The sequence below is a fragment of the Loktanella sp. S4079 genome, assembly GCF_000967725.1.
Taxonomy (GTDB): domain Bacteria; phylum Pseudomonadota; class Alphaproteobacteria; order Rhodobacterales; family Rhodobacteraceae; genus Yoonia.
In genome coordinates this window covers 151,300-175,693 of record NZ_JXYE01000003.1, presented here as the reverse complement: position 1 = coordinate 175,693, position 24,394 = coordinate 151,300, and the positions used below count along the sequence as shown (strand labels likewise).

Annotated in this window: 26 protein-coding genes; 16 read left to right on the top strand and 10 right to left on the bottom strand. The window is 53.7% G+C overall.

The features are described 5' to 3' along the window. Nucleotides 1–53 precede the first annotated feature (53 nt). Entirely contained in the window at nt 54–2,261 is a 2,208-nt protein-coding gene (locus tag TW80_RS10160; protein ID WP_045997298.1) for a protein kinase domain-containing protein, read from the bottom strand. Between the two features lie 465 nt (nt 2,262–2,726). On the opposite strand from TW80_RS10160, the gene TW80_RS10150 reads away from it, so the two are divergent. The 12 genes from TW80_RS10150 (at nt 2,727) to phbB (ending at nt 13,758) form a co-directional block, all read left to right on the top strand. Then, nucleotides 2,727–3,701: a type I glyceraldehyde-3-phosphate dehydrogenase gene (locus TW80_RS10150; RefSeq protein ID WP_045997296.1), complete on the top strand. Its 975-nt coding sequence runs from the start codon at nt 2,727–2,729 to the stop codon at nt 3,699–3,701. A 102-nt stretch (nt 3,702–3,803) separates the two neighbouring features. Beyond that, nucleotides 3,804–4,730 (top strand): ABC transporter ATP-binding protein, encoded by a 927-nt coding sequence (locus tag TW80_RS10145; protein ID WP_045997295.1) that lies wholly within the window; start codon nt 3,804–3,806, stop codon nt 4,728–4,730. Continuing rightward, entirely contained in the window at nt 4,727–5,488 is a 762-nt protein-coding gene (locus TW80_RS10140) for an ABC transporter permease (protein WP_045997294.1), read from the top strand. The genes TW80_RS10145 and TW80_RS10140 overlap by 4 nt, the downstream gene beginning before the upstream one ends. Before the next feature lie 37 nt (nt 5,489–5,525). After that, entirely contained in the window at nt 5,526–6,320 is a 795-nt protein-coding gene (locus TW80_RS10135) for a S49 family peptidase (protein WP_045997293.1), read from the top strand. Between the two features lie 160 nt (nt 6,321–6,480). After that, a complete protein-coding gene (locus TW80_RS10125; RefSeq protein WP_045997291.1) occupies nt 6,481–7,257 on the top strand; it encodes an SDR family oxidoreductase in 777 nt (258 codons plus the stop codon). A gap of 283 nt (nt 7,258–7,540) precedes the next feature. Continuing rightward, entirely contained in the window at nt 7,541–9,409 is a 1,869-nt protein-coding gene (gene uvrC, locus TW80_RS10120) for an excinuclease ABC subunit UvrC (protein WP_045997626.1), read from the top strand. 88 nt (nt 9,410–9,497) lie between these two features. Next, the gene (pgsA, locus tag TW80_RS10115) at nt 9,498–10,166 is read left to right on the top strand and encodes a CDP-diacylglycerol--glycerol-3-phosphate 3-phosphatidyltransferase (protein ID WP_045997290.1); all 669 of its coding nucleotides are present in this window, start codon (nt 9,498–9,500) and stop codon (nt 10,164–10,166) included. After that, a complete protein-coding gene (gene moaD / locus TW80_RS10110) occupies nt 10,163–10,408 on the top strand; it encodes a molybdopterin converting factor subunit 1 (protein WP_045997289.1) in 246 nt (81 codons plus the stop codon). The genes pgsA and moaD overlap by 4 nt, the downstream gene beginning before the upstream one ends. Next, on the top strand, nt 10,409–10,849 hold the full coding sequence (locus TW80_RS10105) for a molybdenum cofactor biosynthesis protein MoaE (protein WP_045997288.1): 441 nt from the start codon (nt 10,409–10,411) through the stop codon (nt 10,847–10,849). It abuts the gene before it with no gap. 68 nt (nt 10,850–10,917) lie between these two features. Then, the gene (locus TW80_RS10100) at nt 10,918–11,715 is read left to right on the top strand and encodes an EAL domain-containing protein (RefSeq protein WP_045997287.1); all 798 of its coding nucleotides are present in this window, start codon (nt 10,918–10,920) and stop codon (nt 11,713–11,715) included. 75 nt (nt 11,716–11,790) lie between these two features. After that, on the top strand, nt 11,791–12,966 hold the full coding sequence (locus TW80_RS10095; RefSeq protein ID WP_045997286.1) for an acetyl-CoA C-acetyltransferase: 1,176 nt from the start codon (nt 11,791–11,793) through the stop codon (nt 12,964–12,966). A 66-nt stretch (nt 12,967–13,032) separates the two neighbouring features. Continuing rightward, nucleotides 13,033–13,758, top strand: a complete 726-nt coding sequence (gene phbB / locus TW80_RS10090) for an acetoacetyl-CoA reductase (RefSeq protein WP_045997285.1) — start codon at nt 13,033–13,035, stop codon at nt 13,756–13,758. Nucleotides 13,759–13,917: 159 nt separating this feature from the next. Here phbB and TW80_RS17790 read toward each other — a convergent pair whose 3' ends face one another. The 3 genes from TW80_RS17790 to TW80_RS10080 form a co-directional block, all read right to left on the bottom strand. After that, a complete protein-coding gene (locus TW80_RS17790) occupies nt 13,918–14,085 on the bottom strand; it encodes a YdcH family protein (protein WP_071210179.1) in 168 nt (55 codons plus the stop codon). A gap of 119 nt (nt 14,086–14,204) precedes the next feature. After that, a complete protein-coding gene (locus tag TW80_RS10085; protein ID WP_045997284.1) occupies nt 14,205–14,960 on the bottom strand; it encodes a tRNA1(Val) (adenine(37)-N6)-methyltransferase in 756 nt (251 codons plus the stop codon). Continuing rightward, a complete protein-coding gene (locus tag TW80_RS10080) occupies nt 14,953–15,171 on the bottom strand; it encodes a putative signal transducing protein (protein WP_045997283.1) in 219 nt (72 codons plus the stop codon). The genes TW80_RS10085 and TW80_RS10080 overlap by 8 nt, the downstream gene beginning before the upstream one ends. 54 nt (nt 15,172–15,225) lie before the next feature. On the opposite strand from TW80_RS10080, the gene TW80_RS10075 reads away from it, so the two are divergent. Continuing rightward, a complete protein-coding gene (locus TW80_RS10075) occupies nt 15,226–16,224 on the top strand; it encodes a polyprenyl synthetase family protein (RefSeq protein ID WP_045997282.1) in 999 nt (332 codons plus the stop codon). Here TW80_RS10075 and TW80_RS10070 read toward each other — a convergent pair. From TW80_RS10070 to sfsA, 4 genes are all read right to left on the bottom strand, one after another. Continuing rightward, complete coding sequence (locus TW80_RS10070; protein WP_045997281.1) at nt 16,172–17,176, bottom strand: phosphatase PAP2 family protein; 1,005 nt, start codon at nt 17,174–17,176, stop codon at nt 16,172–16,174. The genes TW80_RS10075 and TW80_RS10070 overlap by 53 nt on opposite strands. A 155-nt stretch (nt 17,177–17,331) precedes the next feature. Beyond that, nucleotides 17,332–18,369 carry a TRAP transporter substrate-binding protein gene (locus TW80_RS10065; RefSeq protein ID WP_342585900.1) on the bottom strand — a complete coding sequence of 346 codons (1,038 nt, stop codon included), beginning with the start codon at nt 18,367–18,369 and terminating at the stop codon, nt 17,332–17,334. Between the two features lie 110 nt (nt 18,370–18,479). Beyond that, nucleotides 18,480–19,352: a type I methionyl aminopeptidase gene (map, locus tag TW80_RS10060; protein ID WP_045997279.1), complete on the bottom strand. Its 873-nt coding sequence runs from the start codon at nt 19,350–19,352 to the stop codon at nt 18,480–18,482. Nucleotides 19,353–19,406: 54 nt separating this feature from the next. Next, the gene (sfsA, locus tag TW80_RS10055) at nt 19,407–20,108 is read right to left on the bottom strand and encodes a DNA/RNA nuclease SfsA (protein WP_045997278.1); all 702 of its coding nucleotides are present in this window, start codon (nt 20,106–20,108) and stop codon (nt 19,407–19,409) included. Nucleotides 20,109–20,149: 41 nt separating this feature from the next. Here sfsA and TW80_RS10050 point away from each other — a divergent pair, with 41 nt between their 5' ends. The 3 genes from TW80_RS10050 to TW80_RS10040 are packed head-to-tail and all read left to right on the top strand — an operon-like array spanning nt 20,150 to nt 22,555. Then, nucleotides 20,150–20,872, top strand: coding sequence for a competence/damage-inducible protein A (locus TW80_RS10050; protein WP_045997277.1), 723 nt, complete (start codon nt 20,150–20,152; stop codon nt 20,870–20,872). After that, nucleotides 20,869–21,591, top strand: coding sequence for a GNAT family N-acetyltransferase (locus TW80_RS10045; protein WP_045997276.1), 723 nt, complete (start codon nt 20,869–20,871; stop codon nt 21,589–21,591). The genes TW80_RS10050 and TW80_RS10045 overlap by 4 nt, the downstream gene beginning before the upstream one ends. Nucleotides 21,592–21,595: 4 nt before the next feature. After that, complete coding sequence (locus TW80_RS10040) at nt 21,596–22,555, top strand: OmpA family protein (protein ID WP_239450525.1); 960 nt, start codon at nt 21,596–21,598, stop codon at nt 22,553–22,555. Nucleotides 22,556–22,559: 4 nt separating this feature from the next. Here TW80_RS10040 and TW80_RS10035 read toward each other — a convergent pair whose 3' ends face one another. Together TW80_RS10035 and TW80_RS10030 are read right to left on the bottom strand one after the other, a co-directional pair. Then, on the bottom strand, nt 22,560–23,300 hold the full coding sequence (locus TW80_RS10035) for a GGDEF domain-containing protein (protein ID WP_045997275.1): 741 nt from the start codon (nt 23,298–23,300) through the stop codon (nt 22,560–22,562). A gap of 83 nt (nt 23,301–23,383) precedes the next feature. After that, nucleotides 23,384–24,289: a LysR family transcriptional regulator gene (locus TW80_RS10030; protein ID WP_045997274.1), complete on the bottom strand. Its 906-nt coding sequence runs from the start codon at nt 24,287–24,289 to the stop codon at nt 23,384–23,386. Between the last annotated feature and the right edge of the window lie 105 nt (nt 24,290–24,394).

Sequence of the window (24,394 nt, the reverse complement as noted above, 5' to 3'; positions counted from 1 at the left end):
TCTCTACCTTCCAATTGTCGTCGTGTCGTGGCCCCCGACGGCCGACGCACGGATTAGTTTTCAGCGCCTGAATAGATCAGTGAAGCAACCCACATGCTGCCATCACGTTGAACTGCGAACATAAACTGCTCAACACCATTTTCCATTTCCCGGTTGAACACGTTCAACAATGAGTCGTGGTTGGTGATATTTTCGGCGGTTGGGATGTATGATACCACAACATCGCCTGCTTGCAGACCTCCAGCAAGATTGGTGGGCATATCGGCAACAACCGTCCGCCATGCGTCACTCGCAACTGTACTTTCAAAACGCACACCGTTGTTCAAAGTAATTTCGCGTACAACAGGTAGTCCCCAAACGTGCTCTGCTGTTTCACCGGTCGCGCTATCGCGGGTGCCGAATGTCACGTCGATGTTTGAAGGGGCGTTTTGCGGGTCAATGAATGTGCTCACAGCACTTGAGATTTCAGAAATTGCATCAACCTCGACACCATTTACGCTGGTGATTTCAAGGCCTGGCTTTACCCACACAGGTGAGATCAGCGCGACTTCCGCAATCTCATCAGAGCTTTCATCGGAAGCAGAGAATGGAAGTTCTACTTTCCACGCTGTTGCGACCGAAGTTGGCACGATTTCGTTGCCTGGAACGACAGCATCGATCGCGACCTCAAGGCCTGTACCGATTGTGTCGACCGTGTCAGGTGTCGCTGGCAGGGCGACGTCAGCCGTTTCAGTATCTGTAACCGGACGGTTACCCGACTGATCAGGGAATGCTGTGTCGACTTCTGGATCTGTCACATTTGTCTGTGGCGTCGCGACAGGTTCCGGAAGCGGCTCTGGTGTGGGCTCTGGCTCAGGAATTGCAGCTTGCTCAACGCTCTCAGGGCGCGTTGATGGGCGCAACGTTGGCGTTTCCTCAAGCACGGGTGCTTCGACCGGCGTATCCTCGACAATAACAGGTGCGATTGTAGGTTCTTCGACCACAATTGGGGCAGGTGCCTCTGGTGCGGTTTCTGTTTCGGTCGCGGTTTCGACCTCGGTCGCTGTCTCTTGCTCTGTTGCAACCGGTTCGGCGACTGGTGCTGGTTCAGCAGGTGCCTCTGTGACGGTTGTGGTTGGTGCTTCGGCTTCTGATGTTGCTTCTTGAGCTGGCGCTGGTGTCTCAGCTACGTCACCGCCGCCCGACGTCGCAAAATATGCGCCGCCGCCGAGCAAGCCCAGAACGGCAACCGAACCCAACAGCAAAGGCAGTTTGGATTTTTTCTCGGCTGGTGCGGCTGCCGCTGCCGCAGGGGCGGCGGTGCTTGTCACGTTCAATGGTGTAACGTTGCTCGTGTTGCCTTCCATGGCTTCAATCCACTCTTTGGCAGATTGCAAACGATCTTTGGGAAGTACGGCAAGCGCTTTGTCGATTGCTGCGAGGAATGCATCATCAAAATCAGGGTAACGTCCCTCGAGTTTTTCGTAGGGATCGGCGTCGCCAGAAGCGATAGCCGCCAAGCGCGCCTGACTATTTGGCGGCACGTCGTTTTCGATCAGGTGATAGAATGACGCTGCCAACGCATAGAGGTCACTGCTCGGGCTTTGTTCTGACCCGGCAATGTAGAATTCTTGTGGCGAATAGCCGTCCTTAACAACGCGTAGCGCGGATAGGACACGGCTTTGCTTTGTCGCTTCTTCACGGGCTGCACCAAAGTCGATCAGGACAGGATGGTAGTCTTGATTGATCAGAATGTTGTCTGGCGAAATATCGCGGTGCAGGATGCCTTGGTCGTGGATAAAGCCGACGGCGCCCAGTACCTCTTTGAGGATCTTTTTGATCTGCGCAGGCGTCAGGTTGTTCGATGGATCTTCGATCGTATCTAGCAGATCGCGACCTTCAACAAAGTCCAGCGCCATGTAGGCGGTTTCATTGTCTTCGAAAACTTGGTGAACACCAACGATATTTGGGTGGTTCAGCTTTGCAAGGCTGCGCGCCTCTTGAACGAACAGGCGTACAATAGACTTCAGCTCATTCTGGTGCGCGCGCGAACGGGCTTGCACGACATAGCGGCTACGACGGCAGAATGCGCCGGGGAAGCACTCTTTGATAACGATCTTACGGTCAAGGCTATCTTTGGCGAGATATGTGATCCCAAAGCCGCCCGCATTCAGGAAGCTTTCGATCGTGTACTGACCGTGCATCAACTTTGTGCCGGGCTTTAGCTCATCAACAAAGCTGTCTTTATCGTCCGCGTTTTCTTTCACTTGCGCTTCGGCCATCCTACATCCAGCTCTCAAACTTCAGCGGCGAGACGGAACAACCGCCTGCCTAATAACGTCTAGTCTCATCCAAATTAGGCCAAAAAGTGACGCCAACTTGTCGTTTAGTGGTTCGTAATCCCCGATAAATCGTTGGATTGCCACCATGGTAAGAAACAGTCACGAGCGATTTTCCGCCTAATCGTGCCTATTTTCACTGATAATCGGTGCTTTTCCTCTAGAAATATGCCGAAAGCCAGAGCCTTGGCAAAAAAATAGTCCTTTTCCTTAGAATGATACTCAATTTGCACCGATGTGATGCCTCTACGCTTCACTTCGGGCAGATAAACGGGGAATTTGGCGATAAATGGCACACCGATTCTCTTTGAAATTTCACGTGCAACGCTAAAAAATTGGCACTGGAACGTGGTTTACAGCCCGAATATCAAGTGATCAACATCGCAAATCGCCAAAAGGGGCAGCTCCATGGTCCGAGTATTTATCAATGGCTTTGGTCGAATCGGTCGCACGATGTTGCGGGCGTGGGCGTCTGGGGCGTGGAAGGATATTGAGATCGTCGGTGTAAACGATATTGCGGCGCCCGATCTCTGTGCGCATCTGTTTGCATACGATAGCGTGTTTGGCCCCTATCCCGGTCAGGCCGAGCACGTTGACGGTGGTTTGCTGCTGGATCGTCGTATGATTCCATTTAGCCAAACTGATGACCTGCGCAACGTTGATCTGACTGGTGTCGACTTGGTGCTCGAATGTACTGGCAAGGCAAACCAGCGCGATGTGGCCGAAAGAGGGCTAACCGCCGGCGCAAAGCGCGTGTTGATTTCGGGCCCTTCAGATGCGGCGGACTTGACCGTTGTATTGGGCGCAAATGATCACTTGCTTGCGGATCAGTCAATTGTATCGAATGCCTCATGCACGACGAATGCTTTGGCGCCTTTGGTGCGTTTGGTAGATGATAGCTGGGGTTTGCAGACCGGATGGATGACGACGATCCACTGCTACACAGGTAGCCAGCCGACGATTGATGCCCCGCGCGGGGACATGTTGCGCAGCCGCGCCGCTGGATTGTCGATGGTGCCGACGACGACCTCTGCGCAGCGATTGCTGAATCAGGTTCTGCCGGACATCGCAGGTCGAATAGAAGCCGCAGCCGTACGTGTGCCTGTTGCCTCTGTCTCTGCCGTTGATCTAACCGTGACACTGGATCGCCCGGTGTCCTTGGCCGAGGTGCACGAACTGCTGCGCCAGCAATCTGGTGTCATTGGTTGGACAGACAAGCCATTGGTTTCCTCTGATCTTCGCGCGCGGCCAGAAAGTCTGATTGTGTCGCTACCCGAGACGCGCGTCACCCAAGGTGGGCTCGTGCGCATATTCGGTTGGTATGACAACGAATGGGGTTTTTCCTGCCGAATGCTTGATGTCGCGCAAATGATGACTACTTAGCAGCAACTACCCTGAAAAACGTGCGCACCGCGAACCTATTGCGTTGTCGCTTGCTTTCGCTATGTTCACGTTAAGTTCTATGAACCACGCAAAGGTTACTGCATGCCTTCCATCGTTTCCGTTGATAATTTACGCAAGGCCTACCCCGGTGGGTTTGAGGCGCTGAAGGGCGTCAACCTTGATATAGAAGAGGGCGAGATCCTCGCCTTGCTCGGCCCTAATGGGGCTGGAAAAACCACCCTCATTTCCACGATTTGCGGCATTACGGTGCCGACCTCTGGCAAGATCACTGTCGGCGGTTTCGATACCGTGTCAGAGTATCGCGCGACCCGTGACCTGATCGGGCTTGTCCCACAAGAGATCAACCTCGAGCCGTTTGAAACGGTCTTTAATACTGTCCGCTTTTCGCGTGGACTGTTTGGTAAGCCCCGCAACGACGCCTATATCCACAAAATCTTGGATCAGCTTTCGCTAGGGGACAAGAAGGACAGTAAGATCATGGCGTTATCTGGCGGTATGAAGCGCCGGGTGCTGATCGCAAAGGCGCTATCGCACGAGCCGCGCGTGCTGTTCTTGGACGAACCCACCGCTGGCGTCGACGTCGAACTGCGCAAAGATATGTGGGATGTGGTTGCTGATCTAAAGGCGGCGGGCGTCACCATCATCTTGACCACACACTACATCGAAGAAGCCGAGGCCATCGCTGACCGCGTTGGTGTGATCAACGGCGGACAGATTCTTCTGGTGCAGGACAAATCCGAAATGATGGCGCAGATGGGGCAAAAGCAGCTACGCATTTCCCTTAGCGAACCTGTGTCCTCCATTCCCGATATGCTTCGTAAATATGATCTGGAAATGGCAGAGGATGGCAGCAACCTGACCTATACCTACGACACCAAAGGCGAGAGGACAGGGATCACCACATTGCTGAACGACCTTGCCGCCGCAGGTCTGATCATGACCGATCTGCAAACCAAGCAAAGCAGCCTAGAAGACATTTTTGTTGGCCTCGTAAAGGAAACAGCATGAACATTTACGCAGTTCTGACAATCTATCGTTCCGAAATGAAACGCTTCTTTCGGACGATTATGCAAAGCTTGATATCGCCTGTTATCTCGACGTCGCTCTATTTTATCGTCTTTGGGGCCGCGATCGGTAGCCGTATCGACGAGGTCGAAGGTGTCAGCTACGGCGCGTTTATCGTACCGGGCCTGATTATGCTGTCAGTCATGACACAGGCGACATCCAACGCGAGCTTTGGGATATATTTCCCGAAATTCACTGGCACGATCTATGAACTTCTGTCTGCCCCGGTCAATTTTCTTGAAATCGTTTTGGGTTACGTCGGTGCGGCTGCAACAAAGGCGATGTTTATCGGTGTGATCATTCTGATTACAGCCTTCTTCTTTGTTGATCTCAGTATCGCGCATCCCATCGCGATGATTGCCTTCCTTGTTCTTACCTGTCTTAGCTTCTCTCTTTTGGGGTTTATTATCGGTATTTGGGCGGGCAATTTTGAACAGTTGCAATTGATCCCGCTACTGGTGATCACGCCTTTGGTATTTCTGGGCGGGTCATTTTATTCGGTGTCGATGTTGCCCGGTGTCTGGCAGACAATCGCGATGTTTAACCCGGTCGTCTACCTGATCTCAGGTTTCCGTTGGGCGTTCTTTGGCGTGGCTGATGTGGATATCGCTATTTCGCTGGTCGCGATTGCGTTCTTTACTGGTGCTTGCCTTGCCGCGATCTGGTGGATCTTTCGGACGGGATGGCGCATTCGGCAGTAAGCTTGCGCATCAAGTTATTCAGCCTAAGGTAAGCGGTATGAAACGCTATATTCCATTCGTGAAATCTTCGCCCTTTGTTGCGGTTATTCGGCTGCAGGGGGCGATTACCAATAATGGGCGCGGGCTAGATAACCCGAGCTTGACCCCCGTCATCGAGAAAGCCTTTCGCAAAGGAAAACCCGCTGCGGTCGCGCTTGAGATCAATTGTCCCGGCGGTTCGCCTGTGCAGTCTTCTCTTATCGCTGCGCGTATTCGCCGCCTCGCTGAGGAAAAGAAAGTTCCCGTTTTCGCATTTGTCGAAGATGTGGCCGCATCTGGTGGGTATTGGCTTGCTTGTGCGGCTGACGAAATCTTTGTCGATCATTGCTCTCTTACAGGGTCAATTGGCGTGATCAGTGCGGGCTTCGGTGCGCATGAAGCGCTCGCTAACTATGGTATTGAGCGGCGTGTTCATACCGCCGGCAAGTCCAAGTCGATGATGGACCCTTTCAAGCCCGAGAAACCGGCCGACGTGAAAAAGTTAAAGGTCTGGCTGGACGATATTCATCAGAGCTTTATCTCATACGTGAAGTCCCGGCGCGGCCCGAAACTGTCTGATAATCCCGATCTCTTCACCGGCGAGGTTTATATCGGGCAAAAGGGCATCGACGAAGGGCTAGCGGATGGGATTGGGCATCTGGTCCCAGTGATGAAACAGCGGTTTGGTGATGACGTGACATTCAGGCGGTATGGACAGAAGAAATCGTTGCTCTCGCGCTTTGGCGCACAGATCGTTGATGACGCGATTGGCGGTGTTGAAGACCGCGCAGCATTCGCAAGGTTTGGTCTGTGATTATAAAGGCGATATTTCTGTTTCTGGCCTTTATGGCCGTGCTTGGCATTTTCGGTAAGTGGCGCTTTCCAGGGCAGCAACGCCTTGCTAAGGCGAAGTGCCCAAACTGCCAGCGTTTCAAAATTGGTAAAGGCCCGTGCCAATGCCGAAAGGGCCTCCCATGAGAGCGTTGGTAACAGGGGCTGGCGCGCGTTTGGGGCAGGCCATGGCGGTCTATTTGGGGCGGCGCGGTTATGACGTAGCAGTACACTATGCTGGATCACATGATGGCGCGCAGCAGACTGCTGGTGAAATCATTCAATTAGGTCAGAAGGCGGCAATCTTGCAGGCTGATCTGCTGGATGAAGCGGCCTCTCAGGCTTTGGTTGGACGCGCAGTCGACGCGCTGGGCGGGCCGTTAACTTGTCTGGTGAACAACGCTTCTATCTTTGAATACGACAACGTGACGACGGCCACACGTGAAGGCTGGGATCGGCATATTGAATCGAACCTGCGCGCGCCCTTTGTTTTGACGCAGCAGTTTGCTGCGCAAGCACCCAAGGCCACGCGCGATGAAAATGGCGAGCCGATTGCGCAGGCGTTGGTCGTGAATATGCTGGACCAGCGGGTGCAAAAACTGACGCCTGAGTTCATGACATATACGATTGCTAAGATGGGACTCTGGGCCATGACGCAGACCACGGCGCAAGCGCTTGCGCCAGATGTGCGTGTAAATGGCATTGGTCCCGGGCCAACCTTGCGCGGTCATCGACAGAGCGAAGCGCATTTTGAAGGACAGCGCGCAGCGACCGTCCTCAAGCGTGGAGCCAACCCATCTGACATCGTTGCTGCGCTTGGCTACTTCTTAGATGCGCCCGCCGTCACGGGGCAGATGATCGCGGTTGATGGGGGGCAGCATTTGGGTTGGCAAACACCAGATGTCCTTGGGGTTGAGTAATCACGCGAAAGTTGTGCACTGCGCGGGGGTGATGGTCACAAACCTGTCACAATCGCCCGTAATTTAAGGGGGTTGAAAGATGCGGAATAAAAATATCCATTATTTTCAACGCCCTGTGATTGTGCCTAATTTTTGTGCAAATAGGTGAAGCCTGCTAAATTGAAGGGAAAATTCCAACTGTCACGGAATAACCCACGGACTTATCCACAGAAATAGTGGATGTCTTTCCACTTGTCCTAGCTGCGATAGCATTGCAGCCGAAACAGAATCAAAGATGCGCGAAATGACCGACGAAACCACAGAGCAGACCCAAAAAGGCTATGATCTGATCTATGGCTATCTGCGCATGTTGGACTCTTCGCCGGGCGTATACCGGATGTTGGATGCCGAAAGCAGAGTTCTGTACGTCGGCAAAGCCCGCAACCTGCGCAATCGCGTGAGCAGCTATTCTCGGCCGGGTAATCACTCGCCACGTATTGCGCGTATGATTAGCGAAACTGCCTCGATGATGTTTCTGACGACGCGAACAGAAACTGAGGCGCTGTTGCTTGAGCAAAACCTGATCAAGCAGCTCAAGCCCCGCTACAACGTGCTGCTGCGTGACGATAAGTCATTTCCAAACATACTGGTCACAAAGTCGCACGCATATCCGCAAATCAAGAAACACCGTGGCGCGAAAAAGGAAAAGGGCAGCTATTTTGGTCCCTTTGCAAGTGCAGGTGCTGTTAACCGCACGCTCAAGCAGTTGCAGCGTGTATTTTTGCTGCGCAACTGTACGGATATTGAATTTGAAAACCGCACCCGCCCATGTCTGCAATATCAAATCAAACGATGCAGCGGTCCGTGTTGTGGTAAAATCTCGGATGCTGATTATGCCGCAACCGTACGCGACGCCGAGAGCTTTCTTCAGGGGCGTACCAAACGTATCCAAGAGAACCTAGCGAACCAAATGCAGGATGCGTCAGACAATCTAGAATTTGAACGCGCAGCAGCTTTGCGAGACCGTATTCAAGCTTTGACGCAGGTTCAGTCAGCGCAGGGTATCAACCCTCACGCCACTCCAGAGGCAGATGTCATCGCATTGCATATCGATGGCGGGCAGGCCTGTGTTCAGGTGTTCTTTTATCGGGCCAATCAGAACTGGGGGAACCACGACTACTACCCACGTATCAGTGGCGAAGAAGACCCCTCGGAAGTGATGGAGGCATTTGTGGGCCAATTCTACGCCCACCGTGAACCAGCAAAGGTCGTGATCCTTTCGCATGGTCTGGACAATGATGAGCTGATGGCTGACGCGCTCGCTGAAAAAACGGGGCGCAAAGTTGATGTGATCATCCCGCAACGTGGCGAAAAGGCCGAATTGGTCCACAACGCTTTGCGTAACGCGCGTGAGAGCCTCGCGCGTAAAATGTCAGAAACAGCAACACAAGCACGGCTGCTCAAGGGGTTAACTGAGGCATTCAACCTGCCAAAGATACCGAACCGGATCGAAGTTTACGACAACTCGCATATCCAAGGTGCGCATGCCGTGGGTGCGATGGTTGTGGCTGGACCTGATGGGTTTGAAAAGAACCAATACCGCAAGTTCAACATCCGCGGTGATGATCTCGCTCCCGGCGATGACTTTGGCATGATGAAACAGGTCATGACCCGCCGATTTCAGCGGCTCCTCAAGGAAGACCCAGATCGCCAAACAGAAAGCTGGCCCGATTTGCTGCTCATTGACGGTGGTGCGGGGCAGGTCAGCGCAGTGCGTGAAATCATGACCGAACTTGGCGTCGGAGATATCCCGATGGTTGGTGTCGCTAAAGGCGAGGATCGCGATGCCGGCAAAGAAGAATTCTATCGCACGGGCAAACCCGTCATGGCGCTGCGCCACAATGATCCCGTGTTGTATTTCATTCAGCGCATGCGCGATGAGGTTCACCGTTTCGCCATCGGAACACACCGCGCCAAACGCAGCAAAGCCATCGGTGCAACGCCACTCGATGATGTTCCCGGCGTTGGTGCCACGCGAAAACGGGCGCTCTTGGCTCATTTTGGATCAGCCAAGGCGGTGACGCGCGCAAACTTGGCGGACCTCAAAGCCGTTGTAGGGGTGTCTGATAGTCTTGCTCAGACGATCTACGACTACTTCCATGAAAAAGGTTAGAAACTGCACATTTCTAAAATCGACGCATTTTTCAAACATCGCAAAAGTGAGATGTAGCCAGAACCGACGAAGCGCGGTAGGTAAGGGCATGACTATGAATATACCGAATATCCTCACCATTCTGCGCCTTGCTGCTGCGCCGGGTGTCGCGATTATGTTTCTCTACTTTAACCGTCCTTGGGCTGACTGGTTTGCGCTAGTGCTATTCGTTGTTGCTGCGCTGACAGATTTTCTAGACGGCTACCTTGCGCGGCTGTGGAAGCAAGAAAGCAAATTGGGCGCGATGCTCGACCCAATTGCAGATAAGGTGATGGTAATCATCGCCCTTATGGTGATCGCAGGTTTTTCGGGGATGAACCCGTGGATTTTGTTACCTGCGACCCTGATCATTTTCCGCGAGGTTTTTGTTTCTGGGTTGCGTGAATTTTTGGGTGATACGGCTGGTACGCTCAAGGTCACCAAATTGGCGAAGTGGAAAACAACAGCCCAAATGATCGGGATCGCGTTGCTCTTTGCGGCGGGCGCGTTTGAACATTATTTTGGTATGCAATCGCTGGCGATGACATCAGAAATGGTTGAGGCGGCCCTGAACGGTACTGGCCCTGACGATTTCGGCCTGTGGTGGAAATACCAAGGTATGATTGTGGGCGGCTGGGCAGGTATTATCGTCCTGTGGGTTGCAGCGGTTTTGACCGTGCTAACTGGCTGGGACTACTTTAATAAATCTCGGCCCTATCTGATCGATGGTGACAGATGAATATCGTCTATTTTGCATGGGTCCGCGAACGGATTGGCATTCCTCAAGAGCAAGTGGAAACCAATGCGCAGACTGTGCAAGAATTGGTCGAAGAACTAAAAGCGCGCGAGGAAAGATACGCCGCCGCGTTTGCCGATATTTCTGCGTTGCGCGTTGCCTTGGACCAAGAGCTTGCCGAATTTGATGCGCCCATTGCAGGTGTTTCTGAGATCGCGTTTTTCCCGCCAATGACTGGTGGCTAGATGACTGTCCGCGTTCAATCCGATACATTTGATGCAGGCGTGGAGCTGAACGCCTTTGCGCAAGGGCGGCGCGATATTGGGGCAATTGTTAGCTTTACAGGTGTCGTCCGGGATACTGACAACACCCTACAAGAAATGTTAATCGAGCATTACCCCGGCATGACCGAGCGCGCGATCAAAGAGATCGTAAAAACGGCAATCGAACGATGGAACCTTGCCGATGCGCTCGTCATTCATCGTTTTGGTGCGTTGAAACCGGGTGCACCAATTATGATGGTGGCGACGGCCTCTGCGCATCGGGCGGCAGCATTTGAAGCCGCTGATTTTCTGATGGATTATTTAAAATCCCGTGCGCCATTTTGGAAGAAAGAAATCACGAAAGACGGTGCGCATTGGGTCGACGCCAAAGAACAGGACGAAGACGCGTTAAAACGCTGGTAGGCCGCTCAAATTAATCAGATGTTAGCGAGGTTGCTTCAGCTTTGGGGGTATCCCAACGGAATCAACCAATGCAACACGCAGTAAACGAAATCGAAGAAGAGGCGCTACGCGACCCGCTGCAGTACGCTGTGGCCAGCCGTGATGGTGATGTCATGGACCTCGTGCGCGACGCGCTTGAGGCGGGGCGCGCGCAGCTTGCTTTTCAACCCATCATGACCGGAGGCGGTAAACCGCAGGTCGCCTTTTACGAGGGGCTTGTGCGGCTTACCGACGATGCGGGGCGTATTTTGCCGGCGGCGCATTTTATGCCATTGATCGAAGAAACAGTCATGGGGCGGCAAATTGACTGTGTCACGCTTGACCTGGCGATCAAGATACTCGTCGCGCGCCCGCAACTTCGGTTATCTGTAAACCTATCCGCGCGCTCGATCGGGGATGGAGAATGGAGGCGCATTCTGGATCATGGGCTGCTCCATCGGGCAAAACCGGGCGATCGTCTGATTTTTGAAATCAGCGAAACCTCAGCAATGATGTTGCCTGAAAACGTCATCCGTTTCATGGCCGAAATGCAACCAAAGGGTGTTGCATTTGCCTTGGACGGATTTGGGGCGGGGTACACCGCGTTTCGACATCTCAAGGATTTCTTTTTCGATCTCGCCAAAATCGACAAGAGTTTTATTCGCGGGATCCATCAGAACACAGATAACCAAGTTTTGGCCGAGGCATTGATCACAGTTGCCCGTCAATTCGAAATGTTCAGTGTTGCGGATGGTGTAGAAACTGCTCAAGAAGCAGCGTTTTTGACGGGATTAGGTGTGGATTGTTTGCAAGGCTATCATTACGGCGTCCCAAAATTTGACCTGTGACGTGATGCCAACTTGCGCCACGCAACGGTAAGTGGCACCGTTCCCCTGGAGAGAGGAAAATCTAGGGGAAGATTCATGACGAATGTTGTTATCGCATCAGCGGCAAGGACTGCGGTGGGCAGTTTTGCAGGCGCATTTGCAAATACGCCAGCACACGCATTAGGTGCGGCTGTGCTCGAAGAAGTGGTCGCGCGCGCCGGAATTGAAAAAGCTGAAGTAAGCGAAACAATCTTGGGACAGGTGTTAAGTGCAGCACAGGGGCAAAACCCCGCACGCCAGGCCCATATTAACGCGGGCCTACCGATTGAGTCGGCAGCTTGGGGTATTAACCAAGTTTGTGGTTCGGGGCTACGTGCCGTTGCTCTCGGCGCACAGCATATCCAGTTGGGGGATGCTTCGATCGTTGCTGCCGGCGGGCAAGAAAATATGACGCTTAGTCCACATGCTGCGCATTTGCGTGCGGGGCAGAAAATGGGCGATATGAAGTTCATCGACACGATGATCCGCGATGGTTTGTGGGACGCCTTTAACAACTACCATATGGGGCAAACCGCTGAAAACGTTGCGGATCAGTGGGGCATCACACGCGATATGCAAGACGAATTCGCCGTCGCTTCGCAAAACAAGGCTGAAGCAGCGCAAAAGGCTGGAAAGTTCGCGGATGAAATTGTTCCGTTTACGGTGCAGACCCGCAAGGGCGACATCATCGTTGATCAGGACGAATACATCCGTCACGGAGCGACAATCGACGCGATGCAAAAACTGCGCCCTGCTTTCACCAAAGAGGGGTCGGTGACGGCGGCGAACGCATCTGGTTTGAATGACGGTGCCGCAGCGACGCTTTTGATGTCGGCCGATGACGCAGAAAAGCGCGGGATCGAACCATTGGCGCGAATCGCATCTTACGCGACCGCTGGTCTTGATCCGTCTATCATGGGCGTGGGCCCCGTAATGGCGAGCCGTAAAGCCTTGGAGAAAGCGGGATGGAGCGTTTCAGACCTTGATCTGGTTGAAGCGAACGAAGCTTTTGCGGCCCAGGCCTGTGCCGTGAACAAGGACATGGGATGGGATCCTGCAATCGTCAATGTGAACGGTGGCGCGATCGCCATCGGCCATCCGATTGGTGCGTCGGGATGTCGCGTCTTGAACACGCTGCTGTTTGAAATGAAGCGCCGCGGTGCGAAAAAAGGACTGGCGACGTTGTGTATTGGCGGCGGTATGGGTGTTGCAATGTGCGTTGAGCGCCCGTAATTATATTTCTGTGAGGAAATAAAATTAGCAATAACATTGCGAAGTGAATCTTCGGGAGGAGAAAACATGACACGAGTAGCCCTCGTTACAGGAGGCTCGCGCGGGATTGGCGCGGCGATTTCAACGGCGCTCAAGGATGCCGGATACACAGTCGCCGCGACTTATGCCGGTAATGACGAAAAAGCTGCGGCATTTACCGCCGAGACAGGGATCAAAACCTATAAATGGGATGTGGGCAACTACGAGGCATGTGCTGCGGGTATTGCTCAGGTAGAGGCCGATCTTGGTCCGGTTGAGGTGCTGGTCAACAACGCAGGTATCACACGTGACGCACCATTTCACAAAATGACCCCTGCCCAGTGGAAGGAAGTGGTCGACACCAACCTATCGGGTGTCTTCAACATGACTCACCCGCTTTGGCCCGGCATGCGTGAACGTAAATTCGGGCGTATCATCACGATCAGCTCGATCAACGGGCAAAAGGGTCAGTTCGCTCAGGCAAACTATGCCGCTGCTAAGGCTGGTGACATCGGGTTCACCAAGGCGCTCGCGCAGGAAGGTGCGCGCGCCGGGATCACAGTGAATGTCGTGGCACCGGGCTACATCAACACGGAAATGATGAGCACCATTCCTGAAAAGGTAATGAACGAAGTGATCTTGCCACAAATTCCAGTTGGTCGTCTGGGTGAAGCTTCGGAAATTGCACGTGCAGTGTTGTTCCTTGCGTCAGACGATGCTGGTTTTGTCACTGGATCGACGATTACCGCGAACGGTGGCCAATATATGACCTAACAGTCAGCATCTAACATGTGAAAGGCCACGTCATTGCGACGTGGCCTTTTGCGTGGGTGGTGACCTAAATTCTCGACGCGTTTACGAATACGCAGATCCGTACCTGAGGCGTCCAATGCGTGGTCATACTCCTAATGTTTGCGATACTCTATGCGGTGACTAAAACGCGCTGAGTTTGTTGATTTCTTCTTTCAACAACAGTTTTTGTTTTTTGAGTTTCGCAATTTCAAGATCGTCAGTTGCCGGGCTTCGCTGCATAACCGCGACATGGTCCGAGAGGTTTTGGTGTTTCTTCTTCAGTTCTTGCAGGTGTGAACTCAAGCTCATAGTCGTCCTCCTCTGGGTTTGTGAGTAATTTGATTGCAGCACATTTGTAACACAGAGTCACGCTGCACCACAGCAAACCAATGTGACTACGACTGTGGTTGAAATGAGTTGCCAAAAGATTAAGGGCTGATGGGAAATGCCGCGCCATTCCGCAAAACGTCGCGAATTTGGGCATTATAGCTATCTTTATCGCCGTTTAGCGGTTGGTCATGGTGCATGATAATCGGTGCGGACATGCGGAACGCTGCGCGTCCTTCTTGGCGCGCTTGCAGCAAAAATAGTTCCGGCGCTCGTCCTTCGCGCCCTGAAATTGGTCGGACGATTACTGCGCCAAGTCGCCCTTCTAACGCGGATAGCACATCTGGCAGCCGTTCCATCCGTTGAATGACCGTCATATATCCGCGCGGTCCAACACGGCGCGCACCGATTTCGATCCAGTCCCGCAACGGTGTATCCCCGCCCATCGCGATGTCCCGCCCGCTATCCTGCGCAGGCACGCCTGCCTCACGATCAAAATAGGGTGGATTCATGATGACGTGGTGGAACCGCTTTTGCCGTATGTCCGGTGGAAGCGCCCGAAGGTCCGCGTTGACCACAGTAAACGGCGCATTGTTTTGGGCCGCATTACGTTCTGCCAGCTCGGCATAGTCCGGCTGAAGTTCGACACCCGTGATGTCTAATTCGGGCACGCGTGCAGCAAGGCAAAGTGACGCAACACCAACGCCGCAACCCAGTTCTAGGACAGTTTGACCGGGTTTTGCGGGCGTGCTCGCAGCTAGCAGTACAGGATCAACACCTGCGCGATATCCATTTCGCGGCTGGTAGGCACGTATCTTGCCGCCCAAGAAATCGTCGTTTGTTAAATCGCTATTCACTACTTAGCTCTATCTTCGCATCACGCATAATTGCCTGCGCCATAAACAGATCACGGTCAATCACCATCAACCGACGCGGCATTATGCCTATGCTTCCTTCGAGGATGCTCATATTTACGTCGAAGGTGAACCAGTCTATACCCTCGCTGTCCAATAGGGCCGTTGCAAAGGCGATGACAGTCGGGTCATTGGTGCGCAAAAGCTCTTTCATATCTATGAACTATGACGAGGCGACGCCTTTGTCTATCACATGACGGAAACCCGCATGAGCCTTGATCACGCTGCCACTAAACCTCACGAACAACTTGCCGCGGCATTGGCCGATGATCTGACGGCGGTAAACGACATGATCCGCACGCGTATGGCGTCGGAACATGCGCCACGTATCCCCGAAGTAACCGCGCATTTGGTCGAGGCGGGCGGTAAACGCCTGCGCCCAATGCTGACGCTCGCGGCGGCGCGGATGTGTGGGTATGAGGGGCCGTATCACATTCATTTGGCCGCGACTGTCGAATTTATCCATACCGCGACCTTGCTACACGACGATGTTGTCGACGAAAGCAGCCAGCGCCGGGGGCGTCCAACGGCGAACCTTTTGTGGGACAACACGTCTAGCGTTCTTGTTGGTGATTATCTCTTTGCCCGTTCGTTTCAGTTGATGGTCGAAACAGGTTCACTGCGGGTTCTGGATATCTTGGCAAATGCCTCAGCGACCATCGCAGAGGGAGAGGTGCTGCAGCTCACCGCCGCAACGGACCTGGGCACCACAGAAGAGATTTATATCCAAGTCGTCAGAGGCAAGACCGCCGCACTGTTTTCCGCGGCGATGGAGGTCGGCGGTGAAATCGCAGGCCAAGATGCTGCGACCAAACAGGCGCTTTATGACTATGGCGATGCGCTTGGCGTTTCGTTCCAGATTGTTGATGATCTGTTGGACTACGGTGGGACCAAGGCAATCGGTAAAAACGTCGGCGACGATTTCCGAGAGCGCAAGCTAACCTTGCCTGTTATTCGCGCGATTGCGCAGGCCGACAACGAAGAGCGGGCGTTCTGGGTGCGCACCATTCAAAAGGGCAAACAGGTCGAGGGCGATCTAGAACACGCGATTGAGCTGTTAGCGAAACACGGCACTATGGAAACGACACGCCAAGATGCACTTGCATGGGCCGGCAAAGCGAAATCCGCGCTCGATTTAATCCCTGATCATCCTCTCAAGGCAATGCTGTGTGATCTTGCTGACTACGTTGTGGCGCGGATTGCTTAGGGCGATATAGCCCTAAGGCTCTGCCAAGGCAGTACCATATCAGGCTGGTCATCGCGATGGCGACGAGGCCATCGACAAAATAGTGCCATCCAAGGTGCACCGAGATAAGCCAAATCAGCACAGCATATACTGTCAAAATGACCCCTAATATCCGGTGAATATGCCAGCCCGCCAGTGTCCACAGGAATGCCATCACGACGTGCATCGACGGCATCGCTGTGATGCCGCTTCCGAATCCTGCACTTTGTGAAATCTTGTTGGCGATTAAGTAGTCTTGGAAGATCGCGGCGTGGAACCGCGGGATGTCTTGTTCAAGTGTATCCAGCCTATCAACGAGCGCTTTAAACCTTTGACCATCTCCAAACAACCGTCCATCGTAGACAGGCCCGGCCGAGCTCATTGCATTCGCCATGAGCATTCCGATGATTAGAAAACAAACGATGAACGATGTCATGTAAGTCAACCGAATAGCAGGGAGCGAACGGGATGTTGCGCAAACCAAGTATCCACCGAGCATTGGTAGGAACGCTGGATGGTACAAGTAGTCAAAAAAAGCAGTGGCCTCCACGCTCGGAAACCATGTGTGGGTCCGAATCCAAGCATCTGTTCCCCAAATTGCGCGGTCAAGATTTGCGAATAGTTCATCATGCAAATAGCCATCTCGGCCGATGACGCCCGCCTTGTACAACGTGAAGTTTGTCATCGTGAGAACGTAGCCGGATATCCCGATGATGAGCGTTCTAATTGGGTAATTCCTGAAATAGTCTTTGTCCCAGGCGAGTGGGTCGCTGTCGTCAGTGCGCTTGATCATATAGATTATTCTAGCAATGACGTAGTTCGCAACAATGAAGGCCATTGTTAAGATCAAAGTGTTCTTTGCGTAGGTATGCCCCAGCGTCAAAAAGCGAACCATATATTGGTCTGCACGTGTTGCAGAAATCACAAATGCCATGAAAATACAGGCGAATGTAATTTGAAAGAAACGAAGTTGGTAATTGGGTATCTTAGATGAATGCGAAACCATATGTTGTCGTTAATGTAGGTGCTTCAAGGAACTCAATCCTCACGGCGGATATCCCACTGCAGTGTTGCAGTGGGAACGCAGATTTACTCCGCTTCGCCGCTGTAGGTCGCGACTGCTGATCGGGCGGCTTCGACCAAGGCAGAGCCGTCGTAGCCTTTGTCATTCATCTCGGTGATCCATGCCTCGGTGACGTCGTTGCCAACGGCGATGATGCGTGCGGTTTCTTCTTCTGAGAGCGTGGCGATGCTGTTGCCTGACGCGATCATCGCATCACGTCCGACCGCGTCACCTGTGTCATGAGCGAGCCCCGCCCATTCGCTCGCCATGAGGCCAGAATTTGCATCGATCACGGCTTTTAGGTCATCAGGCAGGCCATTGTAGACGTCTTTGTTCATCGCCCAGACCAAGTAGAGGTTATACAGCGCGCGGTCGCCCGCGACGTCGGTGTGGCTATCGGTCAATTCATCCAGCTTGAGCGACGGCGCAAGTTCCCATGTAATCACGCCACCATCCAGCACGCCTTTGGACAGGGCTTCGGGGAATTGCGGTACAGGCATGCCGATGGGGGTTGCACCCAATTCCTCGAGCAAGTTGGTTGCCGAACGCGAAGGACCACGGAGCTTGAGACCTTGGAAATCTTCGACGGTTTCGACAGGGCCGCCGCGCTTGTGAACGATACCCGGTCCATGCATGTGGGCGGCAATGACGTGGATGTCATCAAAGTCGTCCATCAAGAATTGCTGCGTGAAATCCCACGCTGCTGCACTGGATTCCTCTGCGGACTTTGTGGTCATAAACGGAAGCTCTAGTGCCTCTGCCTCGGGGAACCGGTTTGGTTGATAGGCCGGTACGATCCAGCCGCCATCAACGGCGCCATCGCGGATGAGATCATATTGGTTTGGCGCAGCGCCCCCCAATTGCATGAATGGATAGAGTTCGACCTTGATGCGGCCATTCGACTGTCTTTCGATCGCCTCTGCCCATGGCTGCATGAAATAGGTTGGATTTGCGCTTGCCGGAGAAACAAAGTGTTGAAAACGCAGAGTTACTTCTTGGGCAAAGCTTGACGTTGCAGACAGGGTAAATGCGGCCGCAATCGCGGCATGCTTAAGCAGGTGCATATCGTGCATCCTTTCGACTGTGATTTTAGGGAAGGGTGCCACCGCTAGCGACGACACTTATATAGGGGTGTCGTGCGCCAGTTGCAAGTCATTCGCAAGAAAAGGGGGGCTTAGCTGCCAAAAGTCGGGTGAAAACGACCTGACGGAGAGCCAGTAAAAATCTGACATCCATCCGCTGTTACGCCGACCGAATGCTCAAATTGCGCCGAAAGAGATTTATCCGCCGTCACAGCGGTCCAATCGTCGCGCAAGACCTCTACATAGGGGCGGCCAAGGTTGATCATCGGCTCGATCGTAAAGAACATGCCTTCTTCCAGCTTTGGCCCAGTGCCGGGACGCCCAAAATGGACGACATTCGGCGGCGCATGGAAAACGCGGCCCAGTCCGTGGCCGCAGAAATCGCGGACGACTGACATGCCCTGCGCCTCGGCAAAGGTTTGGATCGCATGACCAATATCGCCAAAGGTGTTGCCGGGTTTCACCGCTTCGATGCCCAGCATCAGCGCGTCATGGGTCACGTCGATCAGTTTGCGTGCGATGGGCTTGGGTTTGCCCGCAACATACATCCGGCTGCTGTCGCCGAACCATCCGTCAACGATCACGGTAACGTCGATGTTTAGAATATCACCGGGTTTGAGCTTGTCGTCGGCGCGCCGCTTTTCCAAGTCTTTTGAGATGGTCTCGCCCGCGCCCTTGGGGATTGGGGCGCCGGGGATGCCGTGACACACGACGTGGTTCACAGAAATGCAGCTTGCGTGTTGATAGCCTTTGTAACCAATCGTTGCCGAGACTGCGCCAGCGTCATCCACCATTTGGGTGATCAGACGATCAAGTTCGCCAGTGGTTTGGCCGACGCGAACGTGTTCTGCGATATCATCCAAGATTTTCGCGGCAAGCGCACCAGCCGTCGCCATGCCGGAAAAATCGGCAGCTTCGTAAATGCGAATGCCGTCTTTGGTAATGCGGCCTTTGTTCGTGTCCACAGTAAATATCCCCTATCGTGTTAGATTGGACATAGGCGATTTACCGACCGGATTCTAGACCAACACAGGGATCGGTGCGCCCAGCGTAATCGCCTGTGGACTGATGTCGCAGCTTTGCGCGGCGCAGGTAACACCTGCTGCGGCTGCTTGGGCAAACGCGGCGGCATAGGCCGGGTCAATATCGTCTGCCAGCGTCATTTGCGTGCAATCCGTGCGTTGCACGAGATAAAACATGACTGCGCGATGCCCCTCTGCGACCATCTGCGAAAGTTCTTTGAGGTGTTTCGTGCCACGTGCAGTCACACTGTCGGGGAACTCTGCCAGTCCATTTTTCCGCGATAGGGTGACGCTCTTGACCTCTACGTAAGTGTCAGGACCGTTCCCGCTCAATAGAAAATCAATGCGGCTGTTCTCTCCGTATTTGACCTCGGCGCGCACGGTGTCATATGCCGGAAGGCCGGGCACGCTATGCTCGATCAATGCCGCCTTGAGCGCCCTGTTCGGCACTGATGTATCAACACCTGTAAAATGACCGTTTTCATGATCAACCAGCCGCCAGCCGTATTTTAGCTTTTTCTTAGGGTCGTCATTTGGTTCAAGCCAGATTTTGCTTCCGGGTTCAGCCAGCCCCATCATCGAACCGGGATTTGCGCAATGCGCGGTTACCTCTTGGCCATCTTCAAGTGTCGCATCGGCCAGAAATCTCTTGTAGCGACGAATAAGGCGGGCGGGGATCAGGGGCGTGGTAAATTCCATAACCCGCCCTATAACCTGCTTACCACCACAGGAGAACCACGATGTCGAACCCAACCGCCGCTATGCTAGTTATTGGTGACGAAATTCTATCGGGGCGGACGCGGGACGCGAACGCGCATTACTTGGCGGGGGAGCTGACCCAGGCCGGGATTGACCTCAAGGAAGTGCGCTTTGTTTCCGATGACCAAGAGGCGATTGTCGCTGCGGTCAAACATTTGTCAGATCGGTACGCACATGTCTTTACCAGTGGCGGGATCGGGCCAACCCATGACGATATCACAGCAGATTGCATTGCTGCAGCGTTTGGCAAATCCATCGATGTTCGCGACGATGCGCGGGCGCTCTTGCAGGCGCATTATGACGCGCAAGGCAAAGAGCTCAATGAGGCGCGCTTGCGCATGGCACGTATCCCCGAAGGGGCCAGCTTGATCGACAATCCGGTAAGCGTAGCACCCGGATTTATGCTGGGGAATGTCTATGTGATGGCAGGCGTACCGTCGGTGTTTCGGGCAATGGTGGCATCCGTCCTTGCAGGTATATCAGGCGGTGCGCCATTGCAGTCACGAACCCTGCCGCTCTTGCGTGGCGAAGGGGATGTTGCTGCCCCGCTTGCAAAATTTGCATCTCAATACAGTGATTTATCAGTTGGGTCATACCCGTTTCAAAAGGACGGTCGTCATGGTACGAATATTGTCTTGCGGGGACAGGACCAAGCGCGCCTTGATACCGCGTTCGAGGAATTGGCAAAGGTTTTTAGTGAATGAGTTTCCCAACCGCCCAAAAGCTATACGCGGTCATTGACGGTACTTGGCCCCCTGCGGTGAAGCAGGCGCTGGGCCCGTGGACAGTGCGCCTTGACGAAAGCAACAGCAGTCGCGTGAATGCGGCCACCGCAGAGTTGGATTTTGCGGATGCGGACATCGCCATTGCCCATGACGCGATGATTGATGGGGGGCAGCGTCCGCTCTTTATGATCCGGGAAACAGACCAGCGATTGGATCAGTTGCTCGCCGAACAAGGTTACATCATCAAAGATCCGGTCAATATGTACGCCGCAGAGGTGGGCAAAATTGCGGGTAATCTCGATCCAGAGCGGACGCTCGAGGTCTGGCCGCCGCTGGCAGTTCAAACTGAAATCTGGGAGGCAGGCGGCATCAGCGCTGGGCGCGTTGCGATCATGGACCGCGCGCGTGAACCTAAGACGACGCTCTTGGGGCGGATAGGAGATACACCAGCCGGTTGCGCTTATGTCGCGATCGCGGCGGATTGTGCGATGATCCACGCTCTAGAGATCGGTGCCGCGCATCGCCGTCAGGGGCTAGCGCGCGACCTGACGCGGGCAGCGGCGCATTGGGCGCAGGCAGCGGGGGCGGCGTATTTGACATTGGTTACCACCCAAGAAAACGACGCGGCGAATGCGCTCTATGCTTCACTTGGGATGACCCTTGTGGGACAGTATCACTATCGTATTTTGCCGGAGTAACCCATTGATTTGTCGCGTTGCAATTGAGCCGTTTCTGCGCAGCATTGCGATGTGCAGCGCGCTGCTCTTTGCGGTGCAGGTTCAGGCAGAAACGCTCCGCTTTCCCGGTAATGCAAGTTTGCAGCATCAGTTCGTGAGCGTTGATAGCTTTGATATGCCAATTGGCATTTGGGAAGATGGATCGTTACCTGTTGAACATCTAGAGGGGCGCTTAACCCAACAAGCTTGGCGGATTGATGCGCAGGCGTTGACCACATTGCAGATATTGCGGCCATTGCGTGAACAGCTCTTGAATGACCGCTACCGGATCATCTTTGAATGTCAGACCGAAGCTTGCGGTGGCTATGATTTTCGATTTGGGACCGAAACGCTTTCACCGCCCGAGATGCAGATCAACATTGGCGATTTTCGCTTCCTGGCGGCAAGGCGGTATAGCGAGGATGGGCCTGAATACCTAAGCTTGTTTGTCAGCCGTACTGCACGCGCGGGTTTCGTCCAAGTAACGCACATTGGCCCAGCGGAAACTGAGGAAGAACCGCTCGCATCTGCGTCTGCCCCAGTCTTGACCACTGCTGCAACGCAAGGAAGTCTTCAGCAGCAGCTAGACAGTTTTGGCCATGCCGTTCTGGCGGATTTATCGTTTGAGACCGGTTCATCCCAATTGTCGGTTGGTCCGTTTGAATCGCTTCAGGCGCTTGCTGACTATCTCACTTTGTTTCCCGAACGTCGTATTGCTCTGGTGGGGCATACTGATGCATCGGGCAGTCTGGAGGCGAATATTGCATTGTCCAAGCGTCGCGCCGCATCCGCGCTCGAGAGGTTGGTCAGCGAATATGGTGCGCGCCGTAGTCAGCTTGATGCGCAAGGGATGGGGTATCTGTCGCCAATCGCTACAAATCTGACCCAAGAGGGGCGGGACCAAAACAGGCGCGTCGAAGCTATCATTATTTCGACGTCCGAATAGTCGGTTAGTGCACCGGTAATTGTTCGTCCCAAACAACCATCCGCGCCCGTCCTTCTGCCTTAGCTTGGTAGAGCGCCTGATCGGCAAGTGCGAGCATCTTGTTCAGTGGTAGACCGGGGTGGTTTTCGGTGGCGCCGATTGAGAGCGTCACGCTGAGGTTCGCTTCTGTGCTGCTTTCGTTTGCATGAAACGAAATAGGCTTTGTCAGGCGTTCACCGATAATGCGTGCTTGTTCAACAGTGGTGTCGCATAGAAAGATTGCGAATTCTTCCCCGCCAATCCGACCGACCACATCGTCGCGCCGTACGTTGCGGCGCAGGGTTTCGGCAATACTTTGCAAACAGATGTCGCCTGCTTGGTGGCCGTAAGAATCATTGATCCGCTTGAAGTGGTCGGCATCCAACAGCAAGAGCGTTCCAATAGCGCGCGCCTCGCGGCGGCGGTCGGTGCATTCCATAAATGTCCGCCGATTGTTAAGGCCGGTTAGACCATCTTTGCGCGACAGATGTGAAAGTTTGCGCTGCACTCTCGCCTGATACACGAGAATAATTAATCCAAACATGGCGAAAGGTCCGCCAACCACTATCGCATGCAGCAAATGGAACAGTGGGTTTGACGGGTCGGGTGGCCCATAAAGTTTGAAAAACACGCCGTTAGCGAGCGCAATAAGGCCTATTGTGCCGACTAGTCGGCCAACAAGTGCGCTACGGCTATTCGGTTCTATCAAGCGGAGTAGTTTTTCCATCTCTGGTCCCCTGAATTCACAGAAGACCATATGGAATGACGTCTTAAGGCTGGCTTAATCGCGTTGACAAAGTGCCTACAATTTTACCAATCGTTGGGCCCTTTGTCCGCAAAGGCATGCGCAAGAAAGTCAATAAATGCACGTACTTTGGGTTGGGTGAAACGGCCCGGAGGGTAGACCGCATAGATGCCTTGGGTTTCAACGGGAAGGTCCGGGATCGCCTCTTGGACCAGACCTTTGCGCATTGCATCGGCATAGAGGAATGACGGAAGATAGGCGATGCCCAGCCCTCCGATACATGCGTTTAGTAGCGATTGCCCGTCGTTTACAGTCAGCCAGCCAGCGGTGCGCACCTGACGCTTTTCACCAGATGGCGCCGTCAATTTCCAAACGGCAGAATTCGCCTGATTAGAGTAGTGAAGGAGTTTGTGATCGTTTAGATCGTCGATCTTTTCCGGGCGGCCGTATTGTTCAAAGTATGCAGGGCTCGCGATCATGCGGCGCGTTGTTTCCGTCAACTTGCGCGCGCGCAGTGTGCTATCCTCTAGCTCGCCGATGCGGACGGCCATATCGAAGCCTTCTGAAATCAGCTCCACATAGCGGTTATTCAGAACCATATTTACAGTGATGTCGGGGAATTCGCTTAGGAATTGGCCCAAAACTGGCGAGAGATGATTCACGCCAAAATCTGTCGCGACGCTGATCCGCAAGAGACCAGAGGGCGCCGATTGCATTGATGTGACCAGCGCATCCGCTTCGCCAGCGTCGTTCAAAACACGACGTGCCCGATCATAGTAAGCAAGGCCGATTTCGGTTGGGCTGACGCGGCGTGTCGTCCGATTCAACAGACGCGCACCGAGGCGCGCCTCGAGTGAGGAAACATGCTTTGATACTGCGGATTTTGAAATCCCCATTTTCTTGGCTGCGTCTGTGAAGCCACCTTGGTCTACAACCGTGGCAAAGGCCTCCATTTCTGTCAGACGATCCATAAGCATTCCTAAATTTCGTTGTCCCACGCAGTTATAGGGAAAGAAATCAGGCAGGAATGGGACCAATGCCTGACAAATCCGGGGTATCCGACGGGATAAGTCAGG

Bases quoted from the DNA above. Each gene is read 5' to 3' on its own strand.
- TW80_RS10125 (WP_045997291.1), top strand. From the start codon at position 6,481: ATGAGAGCGTTGGTAACAGGGGCTGGCGCGCGTTTGGGGCAGGCCATG.
- TW80_RS10150 (WP_045997296.1), top strand. From the start codon at position 2,727: ATGGTCCGAGTATTTATCAATGGCTTTGGTCGAATCGGTCGCACGATG.
- TW80_RS10095 (WP_045997286.1), top strand. From the start codon at position 11,791: ATGACGAATGTTGTTATCGCATCAGCGGCAAGGACTGCGGTGGGCAGT.
- phbB (WP_045997285.1), top strand. From the start codon at position 13,033: ATGACACGAGTAGCCCTCGTTACAGGAGGCTCGCGCGGGATTGGCGCG.
- pgsA (WP_045997290.1), top strand. From the start codon at position 9,498: ATGACTATGAATATACCGAATATCCTCACCATTCTGCGCCTTGCTGCT.
- TW80_RS10140 (WP_045997294.1), top strand. From the start codon at position 4,727: ATGAACATTTACGCAGTTCTGACAATCTATCGTTCCGAAATGAAACGC.
- TW80_RS10100 (WP_045997287.1), top strand. From the start codon at position 10,918: ATGCAACACGCAGTAAACGAAATCGAAGAAGAGGCGCTACGCGACCCG.
- sfsA (WP_045997278.1), bottom strand. From the start codon at position 20,108: ATGGAATTTACCACGCCCCTGATCCCCGCCCGCCTTATTCGTCGCTAC.
- TW80_RS10145 (WP_045997295.1), top strand. From the start codon at position 3,804: ATGCCTTCCATCGTTTCCGTTGATAATTTACGCAAGGCCTACCCCGGT.
- TW80_RS17790 (WP_071210179.1), bottom strand. From the start codon at position 14,085: ATGAGCTTGAGTTCACACCTGCAAGAACTGAAGAAGAAACACCAAAAC.
- TW80_RS10050 (WP_045997277.1), top strand. From the start codon at position 20,150: ATGTCGAACCCAACCGCCGCTATGCTAGTTATTGGTGACGAAATTCTA.
- TW80_RS10080 (WP_045997283.1), bottom strand. From the start codon at position 15,171: ATGAAAGAGCTTTTGCGCACCAATGACCCGACTGTCATCGCCTTTGCA.
- TW80_RS10045 (WP_045997276.1), top strand. From the start codon at position 20,869: ATGAGTTTCCCAACCGCCCAAAAGCTATACGCGGTCATTGACGGTACT.
- TW80_RS10075 (WP_045997282.1), top strand. From the start codon at position 15,226: ATGAGCCTTGATCACGCTGCCACTAAACCTCACGAACAACTTGCCGCG.
- TW80_RS10035 (WP_045997275.1), bottom strand. From the start codon at position 23,300: ATGGAAAAACTACTCCGCTTGATAGAACCGAATAGCCGTAGCGCACTT.
- TW80_RS10070 (WP_045997281.1), bottom strand. From the start codon at position 17,176: ATGGCATTTGTGATTTCTGCAACACGTGCAGACCAATATATGGTTCGC.
- TW80_RS10135 (WP_045997293.1), top strand. From the start codon at position 5,526: ATGAAACGCTATATTCCATTCGTGAAATCTTCGCCCTTTGTTGCGGTT.
- TW80_RS10105 (WP_045997288.1), top strand. From the start codon at position 10,409: ATGACTGTCCGCGTTCAATCCGATACATTTGATGCAGGCGTGGAGCTG.
- TW80_RS10030 (WP_045997274.1), bottom strand. From the start codon at position 24,289: ATGGATCGTCTGACAGAAATGGAGGCCTTTGCCACGGTTGTAGACCAA.
- TW80_RS10160 (WP_045997298.1), bottom strand. From the start codon at position 2,261: ATGGCCGAAGCGCAAGTGAAAGAAAACGCGGACGATAAAGACAGCTTT.
- uvrC (WP_045997626.1), top strand. From the start codon at position 7,541: ATGACCGACGAAACCACAGAGCAGACCCAAAAAGGCTATGATCTGATC.
- TW80_RS10065 (WP_342585900.1), bottom strand. From the start codon at position 18,369: ATGCACCTGCTTAAGCATGCCGCGATTGCGGCCGCATTTACCCTGTCT.
- moaD (WP_045997289.1), top strand. From the start codon at position 10,163: ATGAATATCGTCTATTTTGCATGGGTCCGCGAACGGATTGGCATTCCT.